We start from the raw sequence: 22508 nt of genomic DNA, 5'->3' as shown, positions 1-22508 counted from the left end.
GGCCTTTTTTGTTGTCTAAGAAATTGTTAAACATAAAAATATTGTTTGTTTGATATTATCTATTCTTATATAATTTTATTTACGCGGCTAATCTTAAGGTTAGCTTCGAAATTTCAAATCCTGGGGAGGATATAATGAAAAAAATTAAGTATATAGGAATAGCTACTGCCACATTGTTAGCTGTTTCACCGGTTGTTACTAACGCTGTTAGTCAACCACAAACAGTGCAAGCTGATGGCTTTTCAGATTTTGTAAATGTTATTAAATCAGCTTTTAAAACTGCAGCAAGTGATTTGAAGGACAAAGCAGCACAAGCAGGAAAAACGGAAGCTGCTAAGACTACAGCTGAACAAGATGCTGCAACTGCTATATCTGATTTAAAAGATGTTGTTTATGATGAGGATAATCCGCTTAATAAAGCTAGTCTTCAAGTACTTTTAGACAATAATAATAAAAAAATCAGTGCCTATCAGCTTAGTCAAATTCTTACACAGACAGGTGCTATTAAAGGGGATACAGCTGGATCAGAAACTCTTAAGAAAATTGCTAGTGCTAATTTGGACGTTACAATTTCTGGAGCAAAAGATGACAATAATTTCCAAAAATTAATTGCTAATATGGCAAATAATGGAAATGGGGAATCATTCCAAATCCTCATTACTGCAAAGGACCCCGCAGCCAAAGATGCAACAACTAATGTTGCCAACCACTTCCTTACATTTACAAACAATACAAAGGAAACTGTACAAGCAAGTTCACTTAATGTTAAATTTACCAATCCTTTAAACGTTGATTTAAATTCAAAAACTGTTGATCCAACATTGACAGATAGTGTTACTGATACAAAAGTTACAGATACTAACAATACAAATGTTACTTATACTTCAAACCCTGGTAACTTGTACAACAATACTTCTGATGCTCGTGCTAGAGGAAATAATTACGCTAAATTAGGTGCTGATTTCAATGTTGATGGAGCAGTATACTATCAACCAGTACAACTTAAATTTGATGATAAAGCTGTTAATGTTTCAGCAATGCTTGAACAAATGCACCATGATGGTTCTACTCAAATTACTTTAAATGGCACTGCAGCAAGTGATGTTGATATTGATGCTTCAACTAATTCTGTTTACTTCGTTCGTGAAATAAAAGTTGGATCATCAGATGTAGATCCTGATGATAACAACAATGGTGATACAGACACAGATACTGACACAAACACAGACAACGGTACATGGGATACAACTTCACAAGCTGGTATCGTTACTGTTGGTGGCTCAAATGCTGCTTTATCAAACGATGATAACGCTGTGACTTCACGTATGGTTGCTGCTAACTCAGCATGGCAAACTGATCAATATCGTGTAAATTCAAAAACTGGTGTTAAACAATATCGTGTTTCTACTCACGAATGGGTTAACGCTTCTGACGTAACTTTTGCTGTTAAAGATACTTCAGCTGGTTTACACAATGTTACTGATCTTTCAGGTAACCACACAGTTTCATTAGACGGCCCTGAAGGCTTCGTTTACGCATTGTTTAGCGTTAACGGCGACCGTTCAAATCGTGGCTTAGCTGGCTTGTCGGCATGGTTCACAGATAAATCAGCCACTGATGCACAAGGTAACACATATTACCGTGTATCAACTGATGAATGGGTAATGGCAAGTACTGGTGTTCACTTTAACTAATTCATTGTAATCAAAAAAGGTCAACTCGTATGAGTTGGCCTTTTTCAATATAACAATAATGATAATCGTGACTAGCACTATTACCACGAACGGCCGAACCGTCCTTCCACTAATGTAAGTTTATATTTTTCTAGTCAGTAAAACCAATGATTTCAATATATCTTCATGTTATATGCTATGATTAATCCACGACAGAGGTTTGGAGAGCGGTGGCAAATTCTAACTCAGAGGCGATGCCTATGCGGGTAAACTGCATACGTTATAAGCATTCTAGGAAAGGAAGAGCCATAACTACGATCCTATATTTGATACTGGGTGTCTTGACTATGTTAATACGTATTTCTTTGGAAACTTGTATCTTTCTGAAGGTATTAAGATGGGTCATCATTTCCTGGCGGTCATTTATCAAGAAATTAAAAAAAAAGTAGACCCTTAACAACTTTGGAAGGTTGAGGTCTACTCTGAATTAACCATGCCACCGTTTCTCTAAGCGGCTGTCTAAAAGGGTAAGCTGTGACATAGCTTGCTCTTTTTTGATACGACTGAATTATAACATGTGGTATTGAAACTTACAATTGAAATCAAGGTTGATAACAATACATGTCATGGGCTTTATTATCCCCAATCATGACAATATTTTGGCATACTAATTCAACTGTAATAGAGACCTTAAAGTTAATTCTCAATAAATTACAAATTTGATTGATTAATCACAATATATTTTATATTCTTTTATAAGTAGAGGGCTTATACAATTGAATATAAAGGGGTAAATAGGGATGAGAAAAATAAAATTTGCCGGATTAGCAGCAGCGACGTTGCTTGCACTAACGCCGGCAACAACAACCACGTTTGCATCAAGTACTAATGGGGAACAAGTACGTACTAGTCAATCTGTTGGAGCATCAAACAGTTTGAGTGATATTTTCAATACAGTAAAAGGTGTTGTGGATAAGATTATTCAAGCAGTTCAAAACAACAACAAACCTGCTGTAACGCCAACACCTGCTGATAATGCAGTTGCTGTATTAAATGGATTGAAAAATGTTAATTACGATGAGAATCACCCAGTTTTACTGAAATCATCAGAAGTAAGTAAATATTATGGAACCATAACTGGTTACCAACTTGCTGAGCTTTTACATTTATTAAATCTAACCACTCAGACACAAGGTCAAACAATTGATACGAGTGGATTAAGCTATTCAATCGGTAGTGATGGATTGAGTACTGGCGATTTGAATAAAAAAATCGATAACATTCTGAACGGGAATGGGCTGTCCGTAAAGTTAACGATTACTGCTAAAGATTCGTCAGGTAACGTAAAAGCTAGCAAAGATATTATTTTTACAAATAATACAAAAACAATTTCACAGACTAACAACTTGAAGATTGATTATAAGACGCCAATTAATGTTGCAGTTGGTAGCAATACAATTGATCTGAGTTTATCTGGCAGTGGTATGTCAAATACAACCGTTACCGATAATAATGGAAACAATGTTGCATATTCTGCTGATCCTGGTCAATTCTATTCAAATGCTGATAATGCAAGAGATTTCAAAAATCCAATTAATCTAAACGGTAAGTTCACACAAAAGGGTGCTAAGTACTACCAACCAGTTACACTTGATTTTGGAAGTAATAGTGGTGTAAATGTCTATCAAATTTCTCAAAATGTGTTCAATTATGGTAGTTCAGTATTCAAACTAAATGGAAATAATGTTGTTGGTAACCAAATTAATCAAAATGGAAAAACTAACTCAGTAACATACGTACGTGAAATCACAGTTGGTGTCGATCAACCAAATAGTAATAACAACAATAACAATCAAAACAATAATAATAACAATCAGAACAACAACCAAAATCCAGCTCCATCAGTTGGCGTTTGGAAGTCAACTGACCAATCTGGTGTCTTGACTGTCAACAGTAGTGTTGCTGACTTGGTTGACGGCAGCAGTTCATACACTGCTCGTTCACTTGCTCCTAATTCTAGATGGGTAACTGACCAATATCGTGTTAACTCTGCAACTGGTCAAAAACAATATCATGTTTCGACTAATGAATGGGTTGATGCTTCTGATGTTACATTCCGTGATCAAGCTACTAGATTCTTCACTAACGTCTTGCAACTTCCTGGTTTCCAAACTGTTTCATTAGCTGGACCAGATGCATTTATCTATCAACTATTTAACCAAGATGGAATTCGTGTAGATCGTGGTTTGCCTGGTAATACTGCTTGGGCAACTGACCAACGTGCTACTGATGCACAAGGTAATATTTACTACAGAGTATCAACTAACGAATGGATCCTTCGTGGTAATGGAGTTTCTGTTTACTAATTTATAAATGTAAAAATCCTTCACTTATCAATTTGATAAAGTGAAGGATTTTTTTGTATGTAGAAAAATAATTAAATATTTTAAATTGTTATTTGATATAACAAATAAATCAAAACTTCTAAATCAGGACTTGTTTTTCCTTGTGAAGAACAGGTAAATTCCTTCTGCTATTCCAACTAATACTAAAATTAGTATCACCCAAAAGAACAATACCCAACCGGGATGCATGACCCCAATCGAGTTCATCCAATTTGTGAATGGTGTTTTACCAATGGCTGTGATTACTAGGATGATTAACAATCCTGAGATTCCAAAGGCGCGATGTGGGCTTCTTTTCATGTTGATCCCTCCTAGTTATATTTATTAACATAATTATACTATGGAAGGAATAAAACATCTTAAGTGTTACATTAAAATGTCGATAATTTTAAAAGTTTACTAAGAGTAAGACTTCCAGCCTACTTTTTGGAAAGTTAATGTATAATGAACATTAACGAGTAATAAAAGGGTGGTAAAACAATGCTTGAAAATGTAAATGGTATCGTCAAGGTTAACCAAGACGAGCGTTATGTTGTCTTCCTATTCGATACTTATGAAGCAAACCGCAAGATGTTACAAGACAAATTTGTTAAAGGCCAATCTTCATGGTATACCGACGCAAAGGGTACTGGTGATGACGGTAAGGTCTTTTATCGTATTGCTCAAGACAACGAGTGGATTGAAGCAGAATACGTTGATTTCATCGAAACTAACGATTAATAGTTCAGACTAGCCAGTATTTTTTGGCTAGCCTTTTTGATTTTTGACGTAATTAATTTTCAAATCTTAAGTTTTTATATGGTAATTGTTTAGATAAAGTTACATTTGGTAGCTACTTATTGATGTTAAAAAACGCTCACAGTAAACTGATGTTAAGAATAAAAATTGGGGGAAACGCTAATGAATAAAAAATGGGTAGTCTCAACAGCCTTTGCAAGTTTCCTTGCGGCTGTTGGAATTTCAACGACCACGTCCCATGTAAGAGCAACAGTTTCTGCGAACGATAAAGATGAAACTGACAACGATGCTGATCAACAAGACATGTCGACAACTGGTGCAATCAAAGACCCCACAGTTGCAAGTGTCATGGATGCCCAAGGAGCACCCGTTACTGAATCAACTCCAGTGGACGAAACGAATACAACAGAAAGTTCAGATGTAACACAATCAGATGCATCTCAGAATGCTTCTGATACTTCTAAAGATACTTCAACAGACTCAACACAAACTGATGCTACACAATCAAGGACTGATGAGTTTGCTGCTTCTGAAGTTCAAGGTGTAAGTGTTGCTCCTGGACAAGCTGAATCCGATAATACATCAGAAAGCAGTCAATCTGCCGCTACTCAAAGTAGTGCAGCTGATCCTGCTACTGAGGCTTCCAGTTCTGCTGATACTGCGGTTGCTACAGCTGCTTCTGATTCTTCTGCACAAGCTGCAGATGCTTCTTCAACATCTAATACTGACACTGGTTCAACAGTTAAAACTGCGCCTGGTTTTACCAGCGAAGTGCAAGCTGCTATTGCTGCTTCTCCTGAAACTAACTCTCAAGTGTTGCCTACGAACGACGGTACTGTGCTCGAGCGTAGTGCTACTTCTGACGGCTCTGTTACTCAAGCTGCTACTAATTCTCAACAGGATGAATTCTTGGCTATGGCTGCTCCGATGGCACAAAAGGCTGCCAGCGAATACGGCTTATATGCTTCTGTTATGTTAGCTCAATCGATTCTTGAATCTGGCTGGGGTCAATCTGACTTAGCCTTGGACGCTAACAACTTGTTTGGTATTAAGGGTGACTACAATGGTGCCTACGTTTCTATGCCTACGAGTGAGTGGAGTGCCGATCAAGGTTGGTACCAAATTTATGCTAACTTTAGAAAATATCCTAGTTTCTACGAGTCATTCCAAGACAACGGAGACAAGCTTCGTAATGGTTTAGCTTGGGATTCTTCATACTACAGTGGTACTTGGGTTGAAAATACTTCATCTTACAAGGATGCAACTGCTTGGTTGCAAGGTCGTTATGCGACTGCTCCTAATTATGCGGCTTCTTTGAATAGTATTATTGAGACTTACAATTTGACTCAATATGATACTGATTCTGAATCAAATCCTAATTTGACTGACAATAACAATTCTACTGATACTGGTAATGAAACTAACGTTAATGGTGTTCAAACTAAGATTGATGATGCTGCTGTTGTTACAAATCTTGAGAATGCTCAAATTTATGACAACGCTAATATTAATACTCCTTCTGCACGTGCTTTGGGTTACGGAACTGCTTGGAAGGCTATTTCGAAAGTTGTTGATCCTAGTGGAAATGTCTTCTACCAAGTTTCAACTAATGAATATGTTTTGAGTACTGATGTTCAACTTCAATCTGAAGGTGGCACTGAAACTGAACCTCCTGTTTCTATCAATGATACTGTTCTCGTTACTGGTGACACTGGTGCGACTGTTTATAGTGCCGCAAATATGAAGTCACCTACAAGCAAGATTTTGCCATACTCATCTGAATGGAAGACAACTGCTTATGTAACTGACAACGATGGCAACACATTCTTCTATGTTGGTACTGACGCTTATGTTCTAGCATCTGATGTTGTGCAAAAATCTAAGATTACAAATGACGATTATGTGAACGATGTTACTGTTAGTTACCCTGATATTTTGAAAGTTATCACTGCACCTAGTGCAAAGTTGTACGATACAAAACACAACTTGCTTTCAACTAGTTTAACTAATGGAACTAACTGGAGAACCGACAAGAAGTCAACGCACGCTGATGGCTCTGTTTGGTATAGAGTTTCAAACGACCAATGGGTTAACGCTTCAGACGTTCAAGTATTAGGTTCAAACTACATTACATCTGTAAAAGGTACTGTAAAAATCAACTATATTCCTGGATATGGAATTAGTGTTTACAACAGTCCTGCAGTTAACAACAAGTTCATCGGAACTCGTTTAGCTGACGGAACAACATGGAAAGTAACTTCAAAACAAATCGTTGATGGCGAGACATGGTACGAAGTACCAGCTGGCTGGGTCAACGGAAAGTATTGTTTGTTTACTCCACTAAATTAATGGCTTTTTTGAGCCGGGTCCGGATTTTCGGGCTCGGTTTTTTGTTTGCTCAAAAAATATCCCTTTCAATTAATGTGTAGAGGAGGCGATCATCATTTCAAAATCCAATTTATTTCAATTTCACGATGAGATTTTAAGTCGTGAATTTTTATTGAAGAAAAGTACAATGGAAAAATTATACATCCATGAAGATTTTGTAATAGACAATAATATGATTGCAGTTATAGCAACCGACGATTGTGACTATGGTAAGTCCATCGTGATTCATAACAAGCTTGGGGTATTTTTTGTAGACAGAACAACAAAGGAATTGATGAATGAGTATCATGATGAGTTTAGCTTTGGATTCGAGATTTCACGAACTATTGCTAAAGAAAATGGTATGAGAGGATTATTGCCATTAGTAAATGGTAAGAATGTATATATGCCATTATCAGGTAAAAGAGGTGGAAGCCCTGACTGGATTGGATTACATTTTCTTGAAGATGCCAAACAATATGCCAATTATGCTGTTTTTACAACTGAGTCAGGAATTAAAATTGCACTGAGTTATACGAAGATTGATTTAAATAGACAAGTTCATGATGCATGTTTAATAAGTGAACTTCATTTGAGAATGATCCAAATTTTTTCTCAACAATTTGGTAGGTTTACTCTTTTCGAGGAAAATGTTGGACTGACCGATAAGTATAATCACTGTGAATGTAAATATCATCTGAAATTGCCAACTTCATGGCGTCAGATGATGCGTTATATCGACAATCACCAGTATTATCTTGCATATCAAATGTCATTTTTTGACATCGGAAACACCAAGGAACAGGGAGCCAGAATGAAAATGGGAATAATCCGTAAAATGAATCATTGGTAGTCGTTATTTGATTCAAAGTGTTTATGTTATAAGGTTTCATATATTTGGATATTTACTTTATTCCTTTTATAGCTTGTGGGTTTGTTATAAGTGACAATTATTATTACAGATAGTAATTAAGTTATATTAGCTCTACCACAAGCGCTTGTGAGTACATCTTAGGAGAGACTCACAATGGATTTACAAGAAGGTTTTACCAAAGCAATTGAAAATGATTTATTAATTCACGGTGTTTTAAAGCGACTTCATATATATCAAACGAATGATAATTATCAGGACTATGTTCAGGAGGCGAGGATAATCTTCGCTGAATCATTCGTGGAATACTCGCAGACTGACACTGATTTAGATAAATTCAATGTATACATTTTTCAAAAGCTTATCTGGCGGATGACTGATTTGTTGCGGAAGGAGCAGCGGTTCTCTGATGTTCATTCGTTGGAGGTGTTTGATTTTGAGCGGGTTAAGTTGGACCAAGCGGAATTTTTTGAAGAATTGGACCTGGATTGTTTATCGGAATTTGAGAAGAAGTTGTTTTATGATGCTTTTATTGCTGAAATTTCTATTCCTAAATTGGCGCGGATTTATGGTTGTAGCGACCGTAATCTGCGGTATCATCGCGATGCTATCAAGGCTAAGTTGCGTAAACTGCTTTCATAAGTTTTGGAATTTAATACTTAAATTTTACGTTAAGATTACATACGCGTGACTTTACGTTTTGGTACAGACCATTTTGATAAGATTTAACTATAAACAAATTTGGGGGATTTATGATGTTTTCAAAAAAATTAATTGCTGGTGCTGTGACTTCTGTTGCTTTAGCGGGGATGGGTTTTGTATCGACTGAGGTCGCTATTCCTATGGCTGCGCAAGAAGCTCGTGCCAATAACACTTGGGTAAACGACTATATTAGATATAACAATATCAAACCGGTTCAGATTCAAAATCAAGAGGGGACTTTCAATCGCTGGTTCGGTTATCGTGGTGGTGTTGGTAGACCTGAGGGTGTGGTGATTCACGAAACTGCAACTCCAAACGTTGGTGCTGCACAATACGCTTATGCTTTCAACAAGAACTGGCCTCACCTTTATACTTATGTTCATGCATTCGCTGATGATAAAGCTATTTTAAATATTCACAACACTGATTATGGTGTGTGGGGTGCTGGTCCTTCTGCAAATAATCGTTATATTCAAATCGAACTTTGTGAAGTTGGAACAACTGATCAGTTTGCTAGATCGATTTCTAACGACGCTTACTACACTGCTGCTAAATTGATTCAATATGGCTTGCCATTTATTCCTGGTAAGACAGTCTTGAGTCACCACGATGTCTCGAACACATTTGGTGACACAAACCATGTTGATCCAGACGGCTACTTTGGCGCTTGGAGCTATGATATGAACCAATTCTATGATTTAGTTGGTAAATATTACAACAACTTAAAGGCAACTGGTAGTGTTGACGGTGCTGCTCAACCAGCACCTGCTCCTGCTCCAGAGCCTGCAAAACCGAATCCAAACGTAACAAAAGGTTCAATTTGGGCTGACAATCCAGCAAGTTACAGTGTGCCATTGATGGCATTCCGTGCTGATGGAACTGCTAAATTGTCTAACCGTGGATTGGGTAACAAGACTCCATGGGCAACTGACCAAAGCCGCATGTACAATGGTCACAAGTTCTATCGTGTTTCGACAAACGAATGGGTAGAAGATACATACGCAAAATATACACCTGCAAATTATTAATATAAGTGATGAGAAAGCTGGACTAGTTCCGGCTTTTTTTGTGCAATTTTGAATAATTTATTTTATTAAAGATTATTTATTTTGGTATCGAATCTGCATTATATTGCTTGTAGGTAGAGGTGGGGGATGTCTCTGACTGGAGTACATCATCATGAAATCAGCAGCATCTCATAAAAATAAAATCATCCAAATATTAATAATGGTAGCCTATGCCATTTATTTTGCCGTGCTGCGAGTTTTCATCGTACCATTTGGAGATGACCAGTTTTGGTGGGGACCAAAAGGCAAGTATTTGCTGGACCATCATTTCTTCACCCTAAAGGACCAAACAGTCATAGGCGGCAGCTCAAACGGACGCTACCTTTCTAACATCACCATGATCTTCAGCATGCACCATCCAATCGTGACCTACTTACTATTTGGGATCATGAGCGCATTACTAGTCTGGCTAATCTATCGACTAGTAGGCGGCCGCCCAATAATATTCCTACTCGCACTCGTCTTCCCATTCACCCTCAGCCGCCCGTTCATGACCGGAACCTGGTTCTGGTATTCCGCATTCATCAATTACATTACCGGAATAATATTCGTCATGGCATTTTTGGTTATCTTAAAGCGCGATTTCATTGAAAAACGAGATTGCACAGGTATTTGGGTTAGTGTCATTTGTGCGGTAATCGGAATACTTGGTGGCTTAGTCGTCGAACACATTACGTTGTATCAAATAGCTATTGCGATTTTCATCGTATGGTACTCATATACACGTCGAAGAGAACTCGAACTTTATCAATTGACTTATTTATTTGGAGCAATTATCGGTGCCATAATAATGTTTTCCAATAGGACTTATTGGTCACACACGGATTATCGAAGTTCGACTTTGTCTTTAACTGCGATTCGTCACGTCTATGTTCAATCGTCACATTTTTGGATGATAAGTTTGAACTTATTTATAATAATCGTAATAACATCAGCTGTATTTATATTATTAATACAGAAGAAGCACAAACAATTAGCTGACCTAGTAATGATGAGCTTGTCAGTTGTATTTGCAGCTTACTATTTGGTTGCTAACATCGTTTTCAAACGACTGTTTAGCTTGGATAGTTTCTTGCCATTAGTTAGCCATAAATTTGCGGCTTTCGATAGCATTGTCTCAATTTTATTCATCTTGTATATGTTCTTGGCAGTTGCTTTTGTGACGACTAATAATAAATTACGCACAAAATTAGTTTTCTGTCTTTTCTCATTCATATTTTTAATTGCTCCATTTTTGATCATCATTCAGCCAAACTCCTCAAGAGAGTTTTTCGATGGAGTTGTATTCCTATATATATTCGGACTGTTACTTGTTAAACAAATTAAATTTTCACGAAAATGGATTTCAGTTGGTCTCAGCAGTTGTTTTGCATTTGTTTTGGTGATTGCTGCGTCGGTTGTTATGTATCAGAACATTGTCGATCATGATAATTATATTGATGACGATAATCACGTTGAGGCTGTCGGCGCAATTGCACCTCAAAATCGTGTTAAGTATCCACAATACTTTCCTAACGGGGATGCATACGGAACGACAGAAGGCGCAATCTATTGGAGAAAATATAAGCAATATACATTTCTGGAGCGTTTGTGGAATTTTCAATATACGCAAAGATAATATTTTATATATATGAGACGAAGAAATTCGTCTTTTTTTGTAGCCCAACATGGTATCAACTTGACCATAAAATTAACTTAAACTGCATTTTTGAAAGCGTTACATTTATCGAACTGTAATAAATTATCAATGAGGCAAGTTGATCTGATATATATCTGTAAATGCCCAAATAATAGTCTTCTGGTAATTCTAGTTCGTGTCCTAACAAATAATAAATTCAAAAACAATCGTTTTAATACTTAATAATTACCTTATTATTACAATTTTATTACTTCACACATATACCATTAAAAACTTGTTAAGATGGACTGGTTAAGAAATATTTACTGTGGGAAGGGTTATTCTATGTTTTCAAAAAAGAAGATGATTGCAAGTATCGCTACTGCTGTTGCCTTTGCAGGTGTGGGATTTGTTGCAACTAACGATGTTGCTCCACAAACATTTGCACAACAAGAAGTTAAAGCTGATTCTTGGATCAATAATTATATCGCTGAACAAGGTATTCAACCTGTTCAAATTCAATATCGTGAAGGAACTTTCAACAATTGGATTCCTTATGAAAATGGTGTTGGTAAGCCAGAAGGTGTTGTTGTTCACGAAACAGCTACACCAGGTGCTACTGCTGAAGATGAGACTTCATACTTCAACAACAATTGGCCAACAATCCAAACTTATGTCCACGCATTCGTTGATGCTTCAGAAATCATCAACATTCACAGTGCTGACTATGCCGTTTGGGGTGCTGGTCCAACTGCTAACTCAAAGTACATCCAAGTTGAACTTTGTGAAGCAAGCACAACCGATCAATTTGCACGTTCAATCGCCAACGATGCCTACTATGTAGCATTTAGATTGCACCAATATGGTTTGCCAGTTGAATATGGAAAGACAGTTCTTTCACATGATCAAACATCTAAGATGTATGGTGAAACAAATCATACTGATCCAACAGGTTACTTCGCAAACTGGAACTACGGCATGGATCAATTCGTAGCTCAAGTTAATACATATTACAACCAAATGAACGGCTCAAACACTAATGGTGGAACAGATACAGGTTCAGGTAACACCAACAGTGGTAATGGCGTATCATCAAACGGATCAGAAGGAACTATCAGTGTAAGTAATCCAGCAAGTTTCATGGTTCCACTCGTAAACTTCAACAACGACAAGCCATCAAAAGCAAATCGTGGATTAGCTAACAACACACCTTGGTATACAGACCAAACAAAGACATACAACGGTCACAAGTACTATCGTGTATCAACAAACGAATGGGTCATCGACACATACGCAACTTTCACAGCTAAATAAATTTGAATATATATGAGATGTGATTATAATTAAATTGTTAATCACGTCTTTTTTTAGTCCCACTAAGCGGCTTTGCCGCGTAGTGGAACTTATGGGGCAGCCTCGGGCTGCCGTATTCCTTAAAGCACTTAAGGGCTTTGCCGCATAGTGGTACTTATGGGGCAGCCTCGGGCTGCCGTATTCCTTAAAGCACTTGGGACTACCGTATTACATAGTGACTATTTATTATATTTATGAGGACAAATATTTTTATCTGGGGGAGATACAAATATGCTTAAAGTTAAAAAAATAATTGCTAGTTTAACCACAGCAATAGCACTTGCTGGAGTTGGTTTTCTAACAACAAATGTCGTTCTACCACAATCGACTAATCAACAAGAAGTAAAAGCTGATTCATGGATCAACCAATATATCGATGAGCAGGGTATCAAGCCTGTTCCTATCACTTATCAAGAAGGTACTTTTAGTGAATGGTTCGGTTACGAAAATGGTGTAGGTCATCCAGAAGGCGTTTTAATTCACGAAACAGCCGATTTAGGTGTATCTGCAGCTAGATTTGCACAAAGCTTTAACAACGGTTGGCAACAACGTCAGGCATACGTTCACGCTTTTACTGATGACGTACAAACATTGAATATTCATAACACTGATTATGGTGTCTGGGGTGCTGGTCCAACAGCCAATGCTCGTTACATTCAAATCGAGTTATGTGAAGTTTATACAACAGATCAATTTGCTCGTTCAGTCGCAAATGACGCCTACTATGTAGCTACAATGTTGCACAAATACGGTTTACCAGTTCAATATGGAACGACCGTTGTAACACACGCTCAAGTAGCTCAATGGTTCCACGAAACTGACCATACCGATCCAACAGGCTACTTTGCTAAATGGGGTTACGGAATGGACCAATTCATTCCACTTGTAAATACTTATTACAATGAAATGACAGATGGTGATATCTCAATTGCTTCTGGTTCAACAAATGACGGTGGCGTTTCTGGCTCAGGTCAAGAAGGTACTGTCAAAGTTGATAATTCGTCTGGCTACTCAGTTCCATTGGTTTCATTCGATAAATCAGGTAATGCTTCGAACTCAAATCGTGGTTTAGCAAACGATAGTGGTTGGTATACTGACCAACAAAAGACTTACCGTGATCACACATATTACCGTGTTTCAACAAATGAATGGGTAATGGATTCATATTGTCACTACACAGCTAAATAAATTTATATGTGGATATAATTTTAAATATAAAGATTAAAAAAGGTCAGCTTTTTAGCTGATCTTTTGTTTTACGATGAGTTTTCAAATTCACTATTTTATGGAAAGTCGTTGTATAATGTTAATATTCAAGAACTTTAGTCTTAGATTTTGAAGTTAAATACTCGATTTTTACCTTAATTTATACTGTAGATGGTTAGGAACTCGGGAACTTCCGGCATTATGCAATCTACAAACATTAAAGATTTAGGAAATATCGAATGAGGGAATACACATGTCATTTTTAGCTTATATCATCTTCGTGGCTGTGCTTGAGGTCGCGCTGGTATTCAATGTCAGATATTTATTTAGCCGACATCCTGCACCAACGTTAATCGCAGTCATCATCTTTATATTAGGCTTGATACCGCCAATTATCAGACTCCAGAAATTACCACACCTATCGCCACTTTATACAATCTTTCTGTCGTTTATTTTCAGCGTTGATTTAATGTTTTTACTTATAATGGGAATTTATTCTTTTTATGTAAAACATTATTCACGGGATGAAAAAATTGATCATGCTGACTACATTGTTGTTTTGGGTTCAAAATTTATGAGTAAAAGAATTCCACCTATTTTGATGAGTCGGCTAGAAAAAACTTTAGAGGTTTATCATTCAATGGATGATAAACCTTTGATAATAGTTAGTGGCGGCAGAAGTTCTATATCAAAAATACAAGAATCCACTATCATGAGAGAGTTCTTACTCGAGCAGGGGGTTCCAGATTCTTCAATTATTGTTGAGGGTAAATCAATCAACACTGCTGAGAATCTCGAATACTCTTCTATTTTAATAAGAAATCACTGGGAAGCTGACTCTAATCCATCAATTGTAATTGTGACGAGTGAATTCCATATTCCTCGTGCTAAGCGTTTAACAAAACGAATTGGTTTGGCTGCCAATTTTGTTCCATCAATAACTATGCCAATTTTCAAATGGCCAGCAATGTTCCGTGAGTTCACTGCTATAATCTGGTATTATAGATACACTATTGAAACTGTTATGCTGATGATAATAGTTTTGTTAATCTGTACCTTTGTTCCTTAAGGAGATTTGCGAATGAGTATTTATGATAAATTTGTTGCCAACAAAAGACTAAGAAGAACGGTCTTGTTGCTTCTAGTCATCTTTGTATTTTGGCTGTTCCGTAGCATGTTGAGTTTATTTCTACTGACATTTATTTTTACGTTCTTGTCAGTTCAATTTGTAAGATTCGTCCAAAAGCATGTTAATATTCCGCCGATTTGGATAATTGCGCCGGTGTATATATTGATAATTGCATTATTGGTATTTGCAATTACCAATTACGTTCCACAATTAATTCATCAGTCGAGTAAAATAATCGATTCGCTAACCAAATTTTACGAGAGTAAAGAGGTTAGAGATAACAAGTATTTATCTTACGTTTATGACTATTTACAACAGATCAATCTTGATAATCAGATCAAGACTGCAACATCTCAATTGGTCAACTACATTACTAGTGTTGGAGCAATTGGTTTAAATATTTTCTTATCATTCATTTTGAGTTTCTTCTATACTACTCAAGTGGAAAATATGAACTCATTCGGTCGTCAATTCTTAACCAGCAATTATGGTTGGTTGTTCGAAGATATTCGTTACTATGGTCAAAAATTCATCAATACTTTCGGTGTTGTTATTGAAGCACAATTGATGATTGCCGTTGTTAACACAGTTTTGACAACAATTACGCTACTTGTAATGAAGATGCCAGGAATAATTGCTTTGGCAGCGATGGTATTCATTCTGTCATTGATTCCAGTTGCCGGAGTTATTATTTCATTGATTCCACTCAGTTTTGTCGCATATTCGGTTGATGGATTTAAGTATGTTATTTATATCATCATCATGGTTATTGTTATTCACATGATTGAGACATATTTCTTGAATCCACAATTTATGTCATCCATGACACATTTACCAATATTCTTCACGTTCGTTATTTTGATCGTATCCGAAGAATTACTTGGTGCATGGGGTCTTATCATAGGTATTCCAATATTTGTTTTCTTCCTAGATATCTTAGGGGTTCACCAAATAGGTGGCAACAAGAAGCCGAAAAAGCGGCAGTTTAGGTTGAAAAAGTCATAAATTACACGAAAAGTACCCAATTGGGTACTTTTCTTTACTATAATGGAAGTTATAGTTAATCGTTTAGATAGGAGATTTGCCATGTCGTTTTTTGATAGAAATAAAAAATCCGCAGATAATGGCGGAAACCACCTTGAAAATAGTGAAGATACTACTCAAGTAAATAACAATCAATTCAGTAGTGTACCTCCATATCCACAACAGTCTGCCACAAGTGCAACTGCCGCACCAATCCAACCGGATCCACAAGTTGATCCTAACGTTGCTCAAAATGTTTCTTCAAACACTGATCAAAGCGTCGATGCTCATGCAGCGTTCAATTCTGAGTCACACATTACTGACAACGTACCTGATCCACAAAACTCAGTGACACCAGAAACACATCCTGCTGACAATAACTTTTCTCAAAATACATCAGTTCAACCTGATGGTCCTGAATTGAACGGTTATTATTACGAGGAGCAACCAGTTCCTGAAAAGGATAATAACGACTGGGTAAGTACTGAAGAGGATTTGCAGGGGATTATCAACCAAGAAAATGACGTGAAGAAGCAGTTGCGCTATCAATTGTTGTCGGCTCGTAGCTACTACAATTATGTTTTGCGTAGTCTTGGTAATGATCAAGAAAACGCTCGTACGGAGACGAATTCTCAAGTTGAAAAGATTAATACTTCTTTGAAAAAATGGTTTGATACCGACGATATGGCCAACGAAATTTTTCTTGATCCAAATCGTAATTACTTTATTTTCCATGATCACTTGGAAGTTAATCCAGATGACGGTGAGCGTCAAATGTGGCGTAAGTTAACGAAAACTTTTGATAACCATGGTTTTTTGGCAAATACGATCACTGTTTCATACGATGATCTCGCAAACCAAACTTGGACCGACTATCAAAACTCAGACTTGGTAAATCCTAATTCTTATTTGTTGAACATGTACAATGATTTACAAGGTCGTAACAACAATGTGGCTGTTTCTCCAGCTGAAATTCCATTTGAAGAAAATTATCGTATTGAGCACGATACTGATAAAAATATTGATAAAGTTTATGACGAGGACAACTTGATTATGGAAGTTGCTCGTAATAATCGTGGTCAATTGAAGGTTATTCGTCACTATGACAAGGACAAGTTGTTGAGTCGTGATATTTTTGATGTTAATGGAGTTAATTCTGCTACTCAATTTTACGATCCACAAAATCCTAATCGTGTTGTCCGTGAAAACTTCTATCGTCAAGACGGTACGCTTGTGATGATTAAGAGTTACACAGATTCTGAACCTTTCATCCAATTATTCTCTCAAGGTAATGTTTTGATTAGCACCTTTAAGAATGATGAAGAGTTAATTTTCTGGTGGTTAAAGAATCAAGCTCTTCGCAACATGCAAGCTACTATTTTCGTCTCAATCGATTCAATTTTTTACAAAAAGTTATTGGAACTTAGAAAATACAGTGTCGAGATTATTCCTATTATTATGACACAAGACCAGAATGCTGGAATTGTGACTGATTTGTTGAATGGTACTGACAAGGTTACTGCTGTTTTCGCTGGTAACGACAATGTTAATGGCTATTTGAATAAAAATGCCAAAGTTAAAATGGATATTTCGACATTGGAAGATGTTGAGACTCCAATTTACAAACACTAAAAGTGGTCCCGTACCACTTTTTTTTATTGGCTAAATCGTGTAATATATAACTTGTTAAAGAAATGAAAAGAGGAAATGAAATGGCAAAATTAGTTTTCATTCGTCACGGACAAAGTGAATGGAATTTATCTAATCAATTTACTGGCTGGGTTGACGTTGACCTTAGTGAAGAAGGCGTTAAACAAGCACAAAATGCTGGTAAACTTCTTAAAGAAGAAGGCATTGAATTTGATCAAGCCTATACTTCAGTATTAACACGTGCTATCAAGACATTGCACTATGCTCTTGAAGGCTGTGGCCAACTATGGATTCCAGAAACAAAAACATGGAGATTGAACGAACGTCATTACGGTGCTCTTCAAGGCTTGAACAAGAAAGAAACAGCCGAAAAATACGGTGATGAACAAGTTCATATCTGGAGACGTTCATACGATACTTTACCACCATTATTGAAAGCTACAGACGAAGGTTCAGCAGCTAACGATCGTCGTTACGCAAACTTGGACCCAAGAATTGTTCCAGGTGGAGAAAACCTTAAAGTTACTTTGGAACGTGTTATTCCTTTCTGGGAAGACGAAATTGCTCCTAAATTGTTAGACGGCAAGAACGTAATTATTGCTGCACATGGTAACTCATTACGTGCCCTAACAAAATATATCGAAAACATTTCAGACGCTGACATCATGGACGTTGAAATGGCAACTGGTGAACCAGTTGTTTATGACTTGGACGACAAGTTACAAGTTGTAAGTAAGAAGAAGCTTAATTAATAACTCTTAATGGCTATGCCATTTAGAGTTATTTATGGGGCAGCCTCAAGTTGCCGTATTCCATACCAATCAAAAATACGACCGCACATATTGTGTTGGTCGTATTTTTTTGTATTATTTAATTTAATAAAGCTGATATAATAGTACCTATTAAACTTGTTTGCACAGCTGATGGTAGTTTTGGAGAGCTGAACAGGTTCTACGGAGCTGATGGTAGTTTGGAGAGCTGAACAAGGTTCTACGGAGCTGATGACAGTTTTGTGGAGTTAAACAAGGTTCTACAGGCTGCCGTAATCCATGAACTCAAAGATCTCACGAAGTGAGGTCTTTTTTTGTTGCAAGTTATTAGTTTGTTGTTGCCTTCCACCCAACTATAAGGTTTATTGTAGGAGTATTAATCATTGAGGGAGTGCAATAATGACAAATTTAACACGTAATTCAACAAGAAGTTTTTCTGACAAACAAGTTAATTTAGATACTTTGAAATCCATAATTAGTGAAGCTCAACAGGCTCCATCATGGGAAAATAGTCAACCATATCATGTATTTTTGGCAACTGGTGATACCGCTGCAAAGATTCGAGCAGCTCATGAGAAGAACGTCAATAACAAAACTAAGAGTTGGACAGAGGTTGTGCCTCCACAGACTTGGACTCCGGCTGCTGACGCAAATATTTTGGACTGGCAATATCAGGCTAGCAATCATCCAGAGAGCAAAGAGTTTGGTGGTTTGAATACTACTTTATTTAATGCTCCAGCGATCGTTTATATTACTATAAAGAAGGATGCCTCTAACTATGTTGCTTACGATGCAGGTGCCTTTGGTTATGGAATGTTATTAGCTGCTCAAAACCATGGTTTGGGTGCTATGCCAGCATATGGTTTTGTTCGCTATCCTGAAGAAATCCATGAGTACTTTGAGATTCCTGAAGATGAGGCTATTTTCATGGGAATTGGATTAGGCTATGCATCAGAAGATGAAATCAATCAATTCCGACCAGGACGTAACGATTTAGATAAGATCCTACAAATTAAAGGTTAGTTTCGTTTTTAACAGAATTTATTAGAGTCCAAAAATTGCTTGATGAATATAATTTTATCAAGCAATTTTTTTAGCTTATTTGCTTCTCCTGAATATTGAATGGATTATGATGCCATGACAAGTTCAAATGGAGGCAGGCCTTCTTTAGATTGAAAAAGAAATTTCGTATGAATTATACTCTTTGGTCAAAAAGAAATTCTTGGATAGATTTTGCATTTATTTTTTCACTAATATGATAATAAGCTAATAAGTCAGTAATAAGTAGTAGTAAGCTGGACAAGTCAGCAATAAGTCAGCAATAAGGTCGACATGCATGAATTTAGGATCTGCCAACATATTACAAAAAAACTGTAAAACACAACACGATATATCACGTTATATATATTAAATAATACATAATATTTAAAATACACCTTTACAATTCGTGAATAAATGCACTACAATAATGTTGTAACTGAAAACGTTTTCACAATATTAATCATTTATTTTTTCATTATAGGAGGGAATTTCATGACTAGTCGTGATACAGCAAATGTTTTATGGTTTAACGAATTACATCGAGACGATGTTAACTTGGTTGGTGGTAAGTCTTCTTCACTTGGTGAGATGACTTCATCAATGGATGTTCCGGTACCTTATGGTTTCGCAACTACTGCCCATGCATACCGTTACTTTATGGATGCTACTGGACTAAATGATAAAGTTAACGAATTGTTAAATGGTATTAAGGATTATGAAAATTCTGATGAACTTCGTAATGCTTGTAAGCAGATTCGTGATTTGATTGTTAATGCTAAAATGCCTGCTGATTTGGCTGAAGGTATTGAGAAATCTTATGCTGAACTTGCTGAAAAAGTTGGACAAAAAGATCCTTTCGTTGCGATCAGATCATCAGCCACTGCTGAAGATTTACCTGATGCTTCATTTGCCGGTCAACAGGAATCATACCTAAATATTAAGGGTGCTGCTGACGTGGTTAACCGTGTTCAAGAATGTTATTCATCACTATTTACAGACCGTGCTACATATTACCGTCACAAGCAACAATTCCCATATGAAAAAGTTGCTTTATCTGCAGCTGTTCAAATGATGGTATTTTCAAAGGCTTCAGGAATTATGTTCTCTGTTGATGTTTCTAACGGTGATGATACTAAGATCACTATCGATGGAATTCGTGGATTAGGTGAATATATTGTTTTAGGTAAAGTTACACCTAACCACTTTATTATCGACAAGAAATCAATGACGATTGTTGATAGAAACGTTGTTAAGCAAACTATTCAGTTAAACCGTATTTCTGATGGTGGAACGGTTGAAGATGCTGTCCCAGCTGACTTACAAGAAAAACAAGTTTTGACTGACGACCAAGTACTCGAATTAGCTGGATATGCTAAGAAGATTGAAGAGCACTATGGCTGCTACATGGATATGGAATACGCTTTGGATGTTAATACTAACCGCTTGTGGATTGTTCAAGCTCGTCCAGAAACTGTTTGGTCACAACATAATAAGGATAAGAAACCAGATACTGGAGATGATAACGTGGTTGCACAATCAGATGCTAAGGTGGTTGTTCGTGGATTACCAGCTAGTCCTGGATTAGCAAGTGGTACTGTTCACGTCATCGACGATCCTAAGGATATCGACCAATTTAAGAGTGGTGAGGTTCTTGTTACATTGATGACATCACCTGATTGGGTTCCAGCTATGAAGAAGGCTGCTGCTATTATCACAAATAATGGTGGTATGACTTGTCACGCTGCTATCGTTTCTCGTGAAATGCAGATCCCATGTATCGTTGGTACTGAAAGTCGTAAGATTGCTGCTACTGATGCACTTCACAATGGCGACGTTGTTACTGTTGATGCCAAGAATGGTGTTGTTTATGCAGGTAAAGTTGAAAGTCTGCTAAAACCTGCCGCAACAAATCAAGCGCAAGGTCAAGTCGTTGCTGCAGAAACATTTGCCCCAACAGGTACTGGTGTCATGATGAACTTGGGTGATCCTGATTTGGCTGACAAGTACTCATCACTTCCTGCTGATGGTATTGGTTTGATGCGTGAGGAGTTCATCTGGACTTCATACATTCACGAACACCCTCTATATTTGATTGAGAAGGGTGAGCCTGACAAGGTTGTTGATATGTTGGCCGAAGGTGTGGCAAAAGTTGCTCGTGCTATGGCTCCTCGTCCCGTTGTGCTACGTTTATCTGACTTTAAGTCAAGTGAATATCGTAACCTCAAGGGTGGAGATAAGTACGAACCCAACGAACCTGCTGACTTACTAGGTTGGCGTGGTGCTTCACGTTACTACGATCCCAAATATATTGACGCATTCAAGCTTGAATTAGCTGCAGTTAAGAAAGTTCGTAACGAATTTGGATTGAAGAACTTAAACGTTATGATTCCATTCGTACGTAAAGTTGACGAAGCTAAGAAAGTTACTGAAATCATGAAAGAACAAGGTTTGGAGAGAAACCAAGACTTCAAGGTTTACATGATGGCCGAAATTCCTTCAAACATTATTTTAGCTGACAAATTTAACGAGTATATTGATGGATACTCAATTGGATCAAACGATTTAACAATGTTACTTCTAGGTTGTGATCGTAACAATGATACAGTTTCACCATTGTTCGACGAGCGTAACCTTGCAGTTAAACGTGCAATCCGTCACTTAATCAAAGCTGCTCACAAAGATGGCAAGACAGTTTCAATTTGTGGACAAGCACCATCAGAGTTCCCGGACTTTACAAACTTCTTGATTCAAAGTGGTATCGATTATGTTTCAGTTAACCCAGATATGGTTAAAGAAACAAAACGTAACGTTGCTCACTTCGAACAAAGAATTATGTTAGATAAGGCCACAGGCCGTGGTTTGGAAGATCCTACAGATTATGAATGGTAGGAATGA

At 37.1% G+C, this 22508-nt stretch carries 17 protein-coding genes; 16 read left to right on the top strand and 1 reads right to left on the bottom strand.

The window, feature by feature from the left end:
- Nucleotides 1–134: 134 nt before the first annotated feature.
- Nucleotides 135–1694, top strand: a complete 1560-nt coding sequence (locus tag ABM34_RS06620; protein WP_048704428.1) for a hypothetical protein — start codon at nt 135–137, stop codon at nt 1692–1694.
- 779 nt (nt 1695–2473) lie between these two features.
- On the top strand, nt 2474–4039 hold the full coding sequence (locus tag ABM34_RS06615) for a hypothetical protein (RefSeq protein WP_048704426.1): 1566 nt from the start codon (nt 2474–2476) through the stop codon (nt 4037–4039).
- Nucleotides 4040–4162: 123 nt separating this feature from the next.
- Here the strand turns inward: ABM34_RS06615 and ABM34_RS06610 are convergent, their stop codons facing one another.
- The gene (locus ABM34_RS06610; protein WP_048704425.1) at nt 4163–4378 is read right to left on the bottom strand and encodes a hypothetical protein; all 216 of its coding nucleotides are present in this window, start codon (nt 4376–4378) and stop codon (nt 4163–4165) included.
- A gap of 180 nt (nt 4379–4558) precedes the next feature.
- On the opposite strand from ABM34_RS06610, the gene ABM34_RS06605 reads away from it, so the two are divergent.
- From ABM34_RS06605 to ppsA, 14 genes are all read left to right on the top strand, one after another.
- A complete protein-coding gene (locus ABM34_RS06605; RefSeq protein WP_048704423.1) occupies nt 4559–4798 on the top strand; it encodes a hypothetical protein in 240 nt (79 codons plus the stop codon).
- 180 nt (nt 4799–4978) lie between these two features.
- Entirely contained in the window at nt 4979–7165 is a 2187-nt protein-coding gene (locus ABM34_RS06600) for a glycoside hydrolase family 73 protein (protein ID WP_048704421.1), read from the top strand.
- Nucleotides 7166–7331: 166 nt separating this feature from the next.
- Nucleotides 7332–8036, top strand: coding sequence for a hypothetical protein (locus ABM34_RS06595; RefSeq protein ID WP_048704420.1), 705 nt, complete (start codon nt 7332–7334; stop codon nt 8034–8036).
- Nucleotides 8037–8210: 174 nt separating this feature from the next.
- Nucleotides 8211–8696 (top strand): sigma-70 family RNA polymerase sigma factor, encoded by a 486-nt coding sequence (locus ABM34_RS06590; protein WP_048704418.1) that lies wholly within the window; start codon nt 8211–8213, stop codon nt 8694–8696.
- Nucleotides 8697–8806: 110 nt separating this feature from the next.
- Complete coding sequence (locus ABM34_RS06585; RefSeq protein WP_048704416.1) at nt 8807–9784, top strand: peptidoglycan recognition protein family protein; 978 nt, start codon at nt 8807–8809, stop codon at nt 9782–9784.
- A 151-nt stretch (nt 9785–9935) separates the two neighbouring features.
- On the top strand, nt 9936–11441 hold the full coding sequence (locus ABM34_RS06580) for a DUF6056 family protein (RefSeq protein ID WP_048704415.1): 1506 nt from the start codon (nt 9936–9938) through the stop codon (nt 11439–11441).
- Nucleotides 11442–11786: 345 nt separating this feature from the next.
- Nucleotides 11787–12755: a peptidoglycan recognition protein family protein gene (locus ABM34_RS06575; RefSeq protein ID WP_048704413.1), complete on the top strand. Its 969-nt coding sequence runs from the start codon at nt 11787–11789 to the stop codon at nt 12753–12755.
- Between the two features lie 270 nt (nt 12756–13025).
- Nucleotides 13026–13982 (top strand): peptidoglycan recognition protein family protein, encoded by a 957-nt coding sequence (locus tag ABM34_RS06570; RefSeq protein ID WP_048704412.1) that lies wholly within the window; start codon nt 13026–13028, stop codon nt 13980–13982.
- A gap of 271 nt (nt 13983–14253) precedes the next feature.
- Nucleotides 14254–15069: a YdcF family protein gene (locus tag ABM34_RS06565; protein ID WP_048704410.1), complete on the top strand. Its 816-nt coding sequence runs from the start codon at nt 14254–14256 to the stop codon at nt 15067–15069.
- 12 nt (nt 15070–15081) lie between these two features.
- Nucleotides 15082–16134 carry an AI-2E family transporter gene (locus ABM34_RS06560; protein WP_048704409.1) on the top strand — a complete coding sequence of 351 codons (1053 nt, stop codon included), beginning with the start codon at nt 15082–15084 and terminating at the stop codon, nt 16132–16134.
- A gap of 81 nt (nt 16135–16215) precedes the next feature.
- Nucleotides 16216–17784: a hypothetical protein gene (locus ABM34_RS06555; RefSeq protein ID WP_048704408.1), complete on the top strand. Its 1569-nt coding sequence runs from the start codon at nt 16216–16218 to the stop codon at nt 17782–17784.
- 80 nt (nt 17785–17864) lie between these two features.
- A complete protein-coding gene (locus tag ABM34_RS06550; RefSeq protein WP_048704406.1) occupies nt 17865–18554 on the top strand; it encodes a 2,3-diphosphoglycerate-dependent phosphoglycerate mutase in 690 nt (229 codons plus the stop codon).
- A gap of 417 nt (nt 18555–18971) precedes the next feature.
- The gene (locus ABM34_RS06545) at nt 18972–19595 is read left to right on the top strand and encodes a nitroreductase (RefSeq protein WP_048704404.1); all 624 of its coding nucleotides are present in this window, start codon (nt 18972–18974) and stop codon (nt 19593–19595) included.
- A gap of 510 nt (nt 19596–20105) precedes the next feature.
- Complete coding sequence (gene ppsA / locus ABM34_RS06540) at nt 20106–22502, top strand: phosphoenolpyruvate synthase (protein WP_048704402.1); 2397 nt, start codon at nt 20106–20108, stop codon at nt 22500–22502.
- The last annotated feature ends 6 nt before the right edge of the window (nt 22503–22508 follow it).

It is taken from the genome of Companilactobacillus ginsenosidimutans (assembly GCF_001050475.1).
GTDB lineage: Bacteria > Bacillota > Bacilli > Lactobacillales > Lactobacillaceae > Companilactobacillus > Companilactobacillus ginsenosidimutans.
Note: the sequence above shows the minus strand (reverse complement) of the source record. Positions and strands in the feature narration are given on the sequence as shown.

Coding starts and splice junctions, on each gene's coding strand:
- ABM34_RS06620 (WP_048704428.1), top strand. CDS start 135: ATGAAAAAAATTAAGTATATAGGAATAGCTACTGCCACATTGTTAGCT.
- ABM34_RS06615 (WP_048704426.1), top strand. CDS start 2,474: ATGAGAAAAATAAAATTTGCCGGATTAGCAGCAGCGACGTTGCTTGCA.
- ABM34_RS06610 (WP_048704425.1), bottom strand. CDS start 4,378: ATGAAAAGAAGCCCACATCGCGCCTTTGGAATCTCAGGATTGTTAATC.
- ABM34_RS06605 (WP_048704423.1), top strand. CDS start 4,559: ATGCTTGAAAATGTAAATGGTATCGTCAAGGTTAACCAAGACGAGCGT.
- ABM34_RS06600 (WP_048704421.1), top strand. CDS start 4,979: ATGAATAAAAAATGGGTAGTCTCAACAGCCTTTGCAAGTTTCCTTGCG.
- ABM34_RS06595 (WP_048704420.1), top strand. CDS start 7,332: ATGGAAAAATTATACATCCATGAAGATTTTGTAATAGACAATAATATG.
- ABM34_RS06590 (WP_048704418.1), top strand. CDS start 8,211: ATGGATTTACAAGAAGGTTTTACCAAAGCAATTGAAAATGATTTATTA.
- ABM34_RS06585 (WP_048704416.1), top strand. CDS start 8,807: ATGATGTTTTCAAAAAAATTAATTGCTGGTGCTGTGACTTCTGTTGCT.
- ABM34_RS06580 (WP_048704415.1), top strand. CDS start 9,936: ATGAAATCAGCAGCATCTCATAAAAATAAAATCATCCAAATATTAATA.
- ABM34_RS06575 (WP_048704413.1), top strand. CDS start 11,787: ATGTTTTCAAAAAAGAAGATGATTGCAAGTATCGCTACTGCTGTTGCC.
- ABM34_RS06570 (WP_048704412.1), top strand. CDS start 13,026: ATGCTTAAAGTTAAAAAAATAATTGCTAGTTTAACCACAGCAATAGCA.
- ABM34_RS06565 (WP_048704410.1), top strand. CDS start 14,254: ATGTCATTTTTAGCTTATATCATCTTCGTGGCTGTGCTTGAGGTCGCG.
- ABM34_RS06560 (WP_048704409.1), top strand. CDS start 15,082: ATGAGTATTTATGATAAATTTGTTGCCAACAAAAGACTAAGAAGAACG.
- ABM34_RS06555 (WP_048704408.1), top strand. CDS start 16,216: ATGTCGTTTTTTGATAGAAATAAAAAATCCGCAGATAATGGCGGAAAC.
- ABM34_RS06550 (WP_048704406.1), top strand. CDS start 17,865: ATGGCAAAATTAGTTTTCATTCGTCACGGACAAAGTGAATGGAATTTA.
- ABM34_RS06545 (WP_048704404.1), top strand. CDS start 18,972: ATGACAAATTTAACACGTAATTCAACAAGAAGTTTTTCTGACAAACAA.
- ppsA (WP_048704402.1), top strand. CDS start 20,106: ATGACTAGTCGTGATACAGCAAATGTTTTATGGTTTAACGAATTACAT.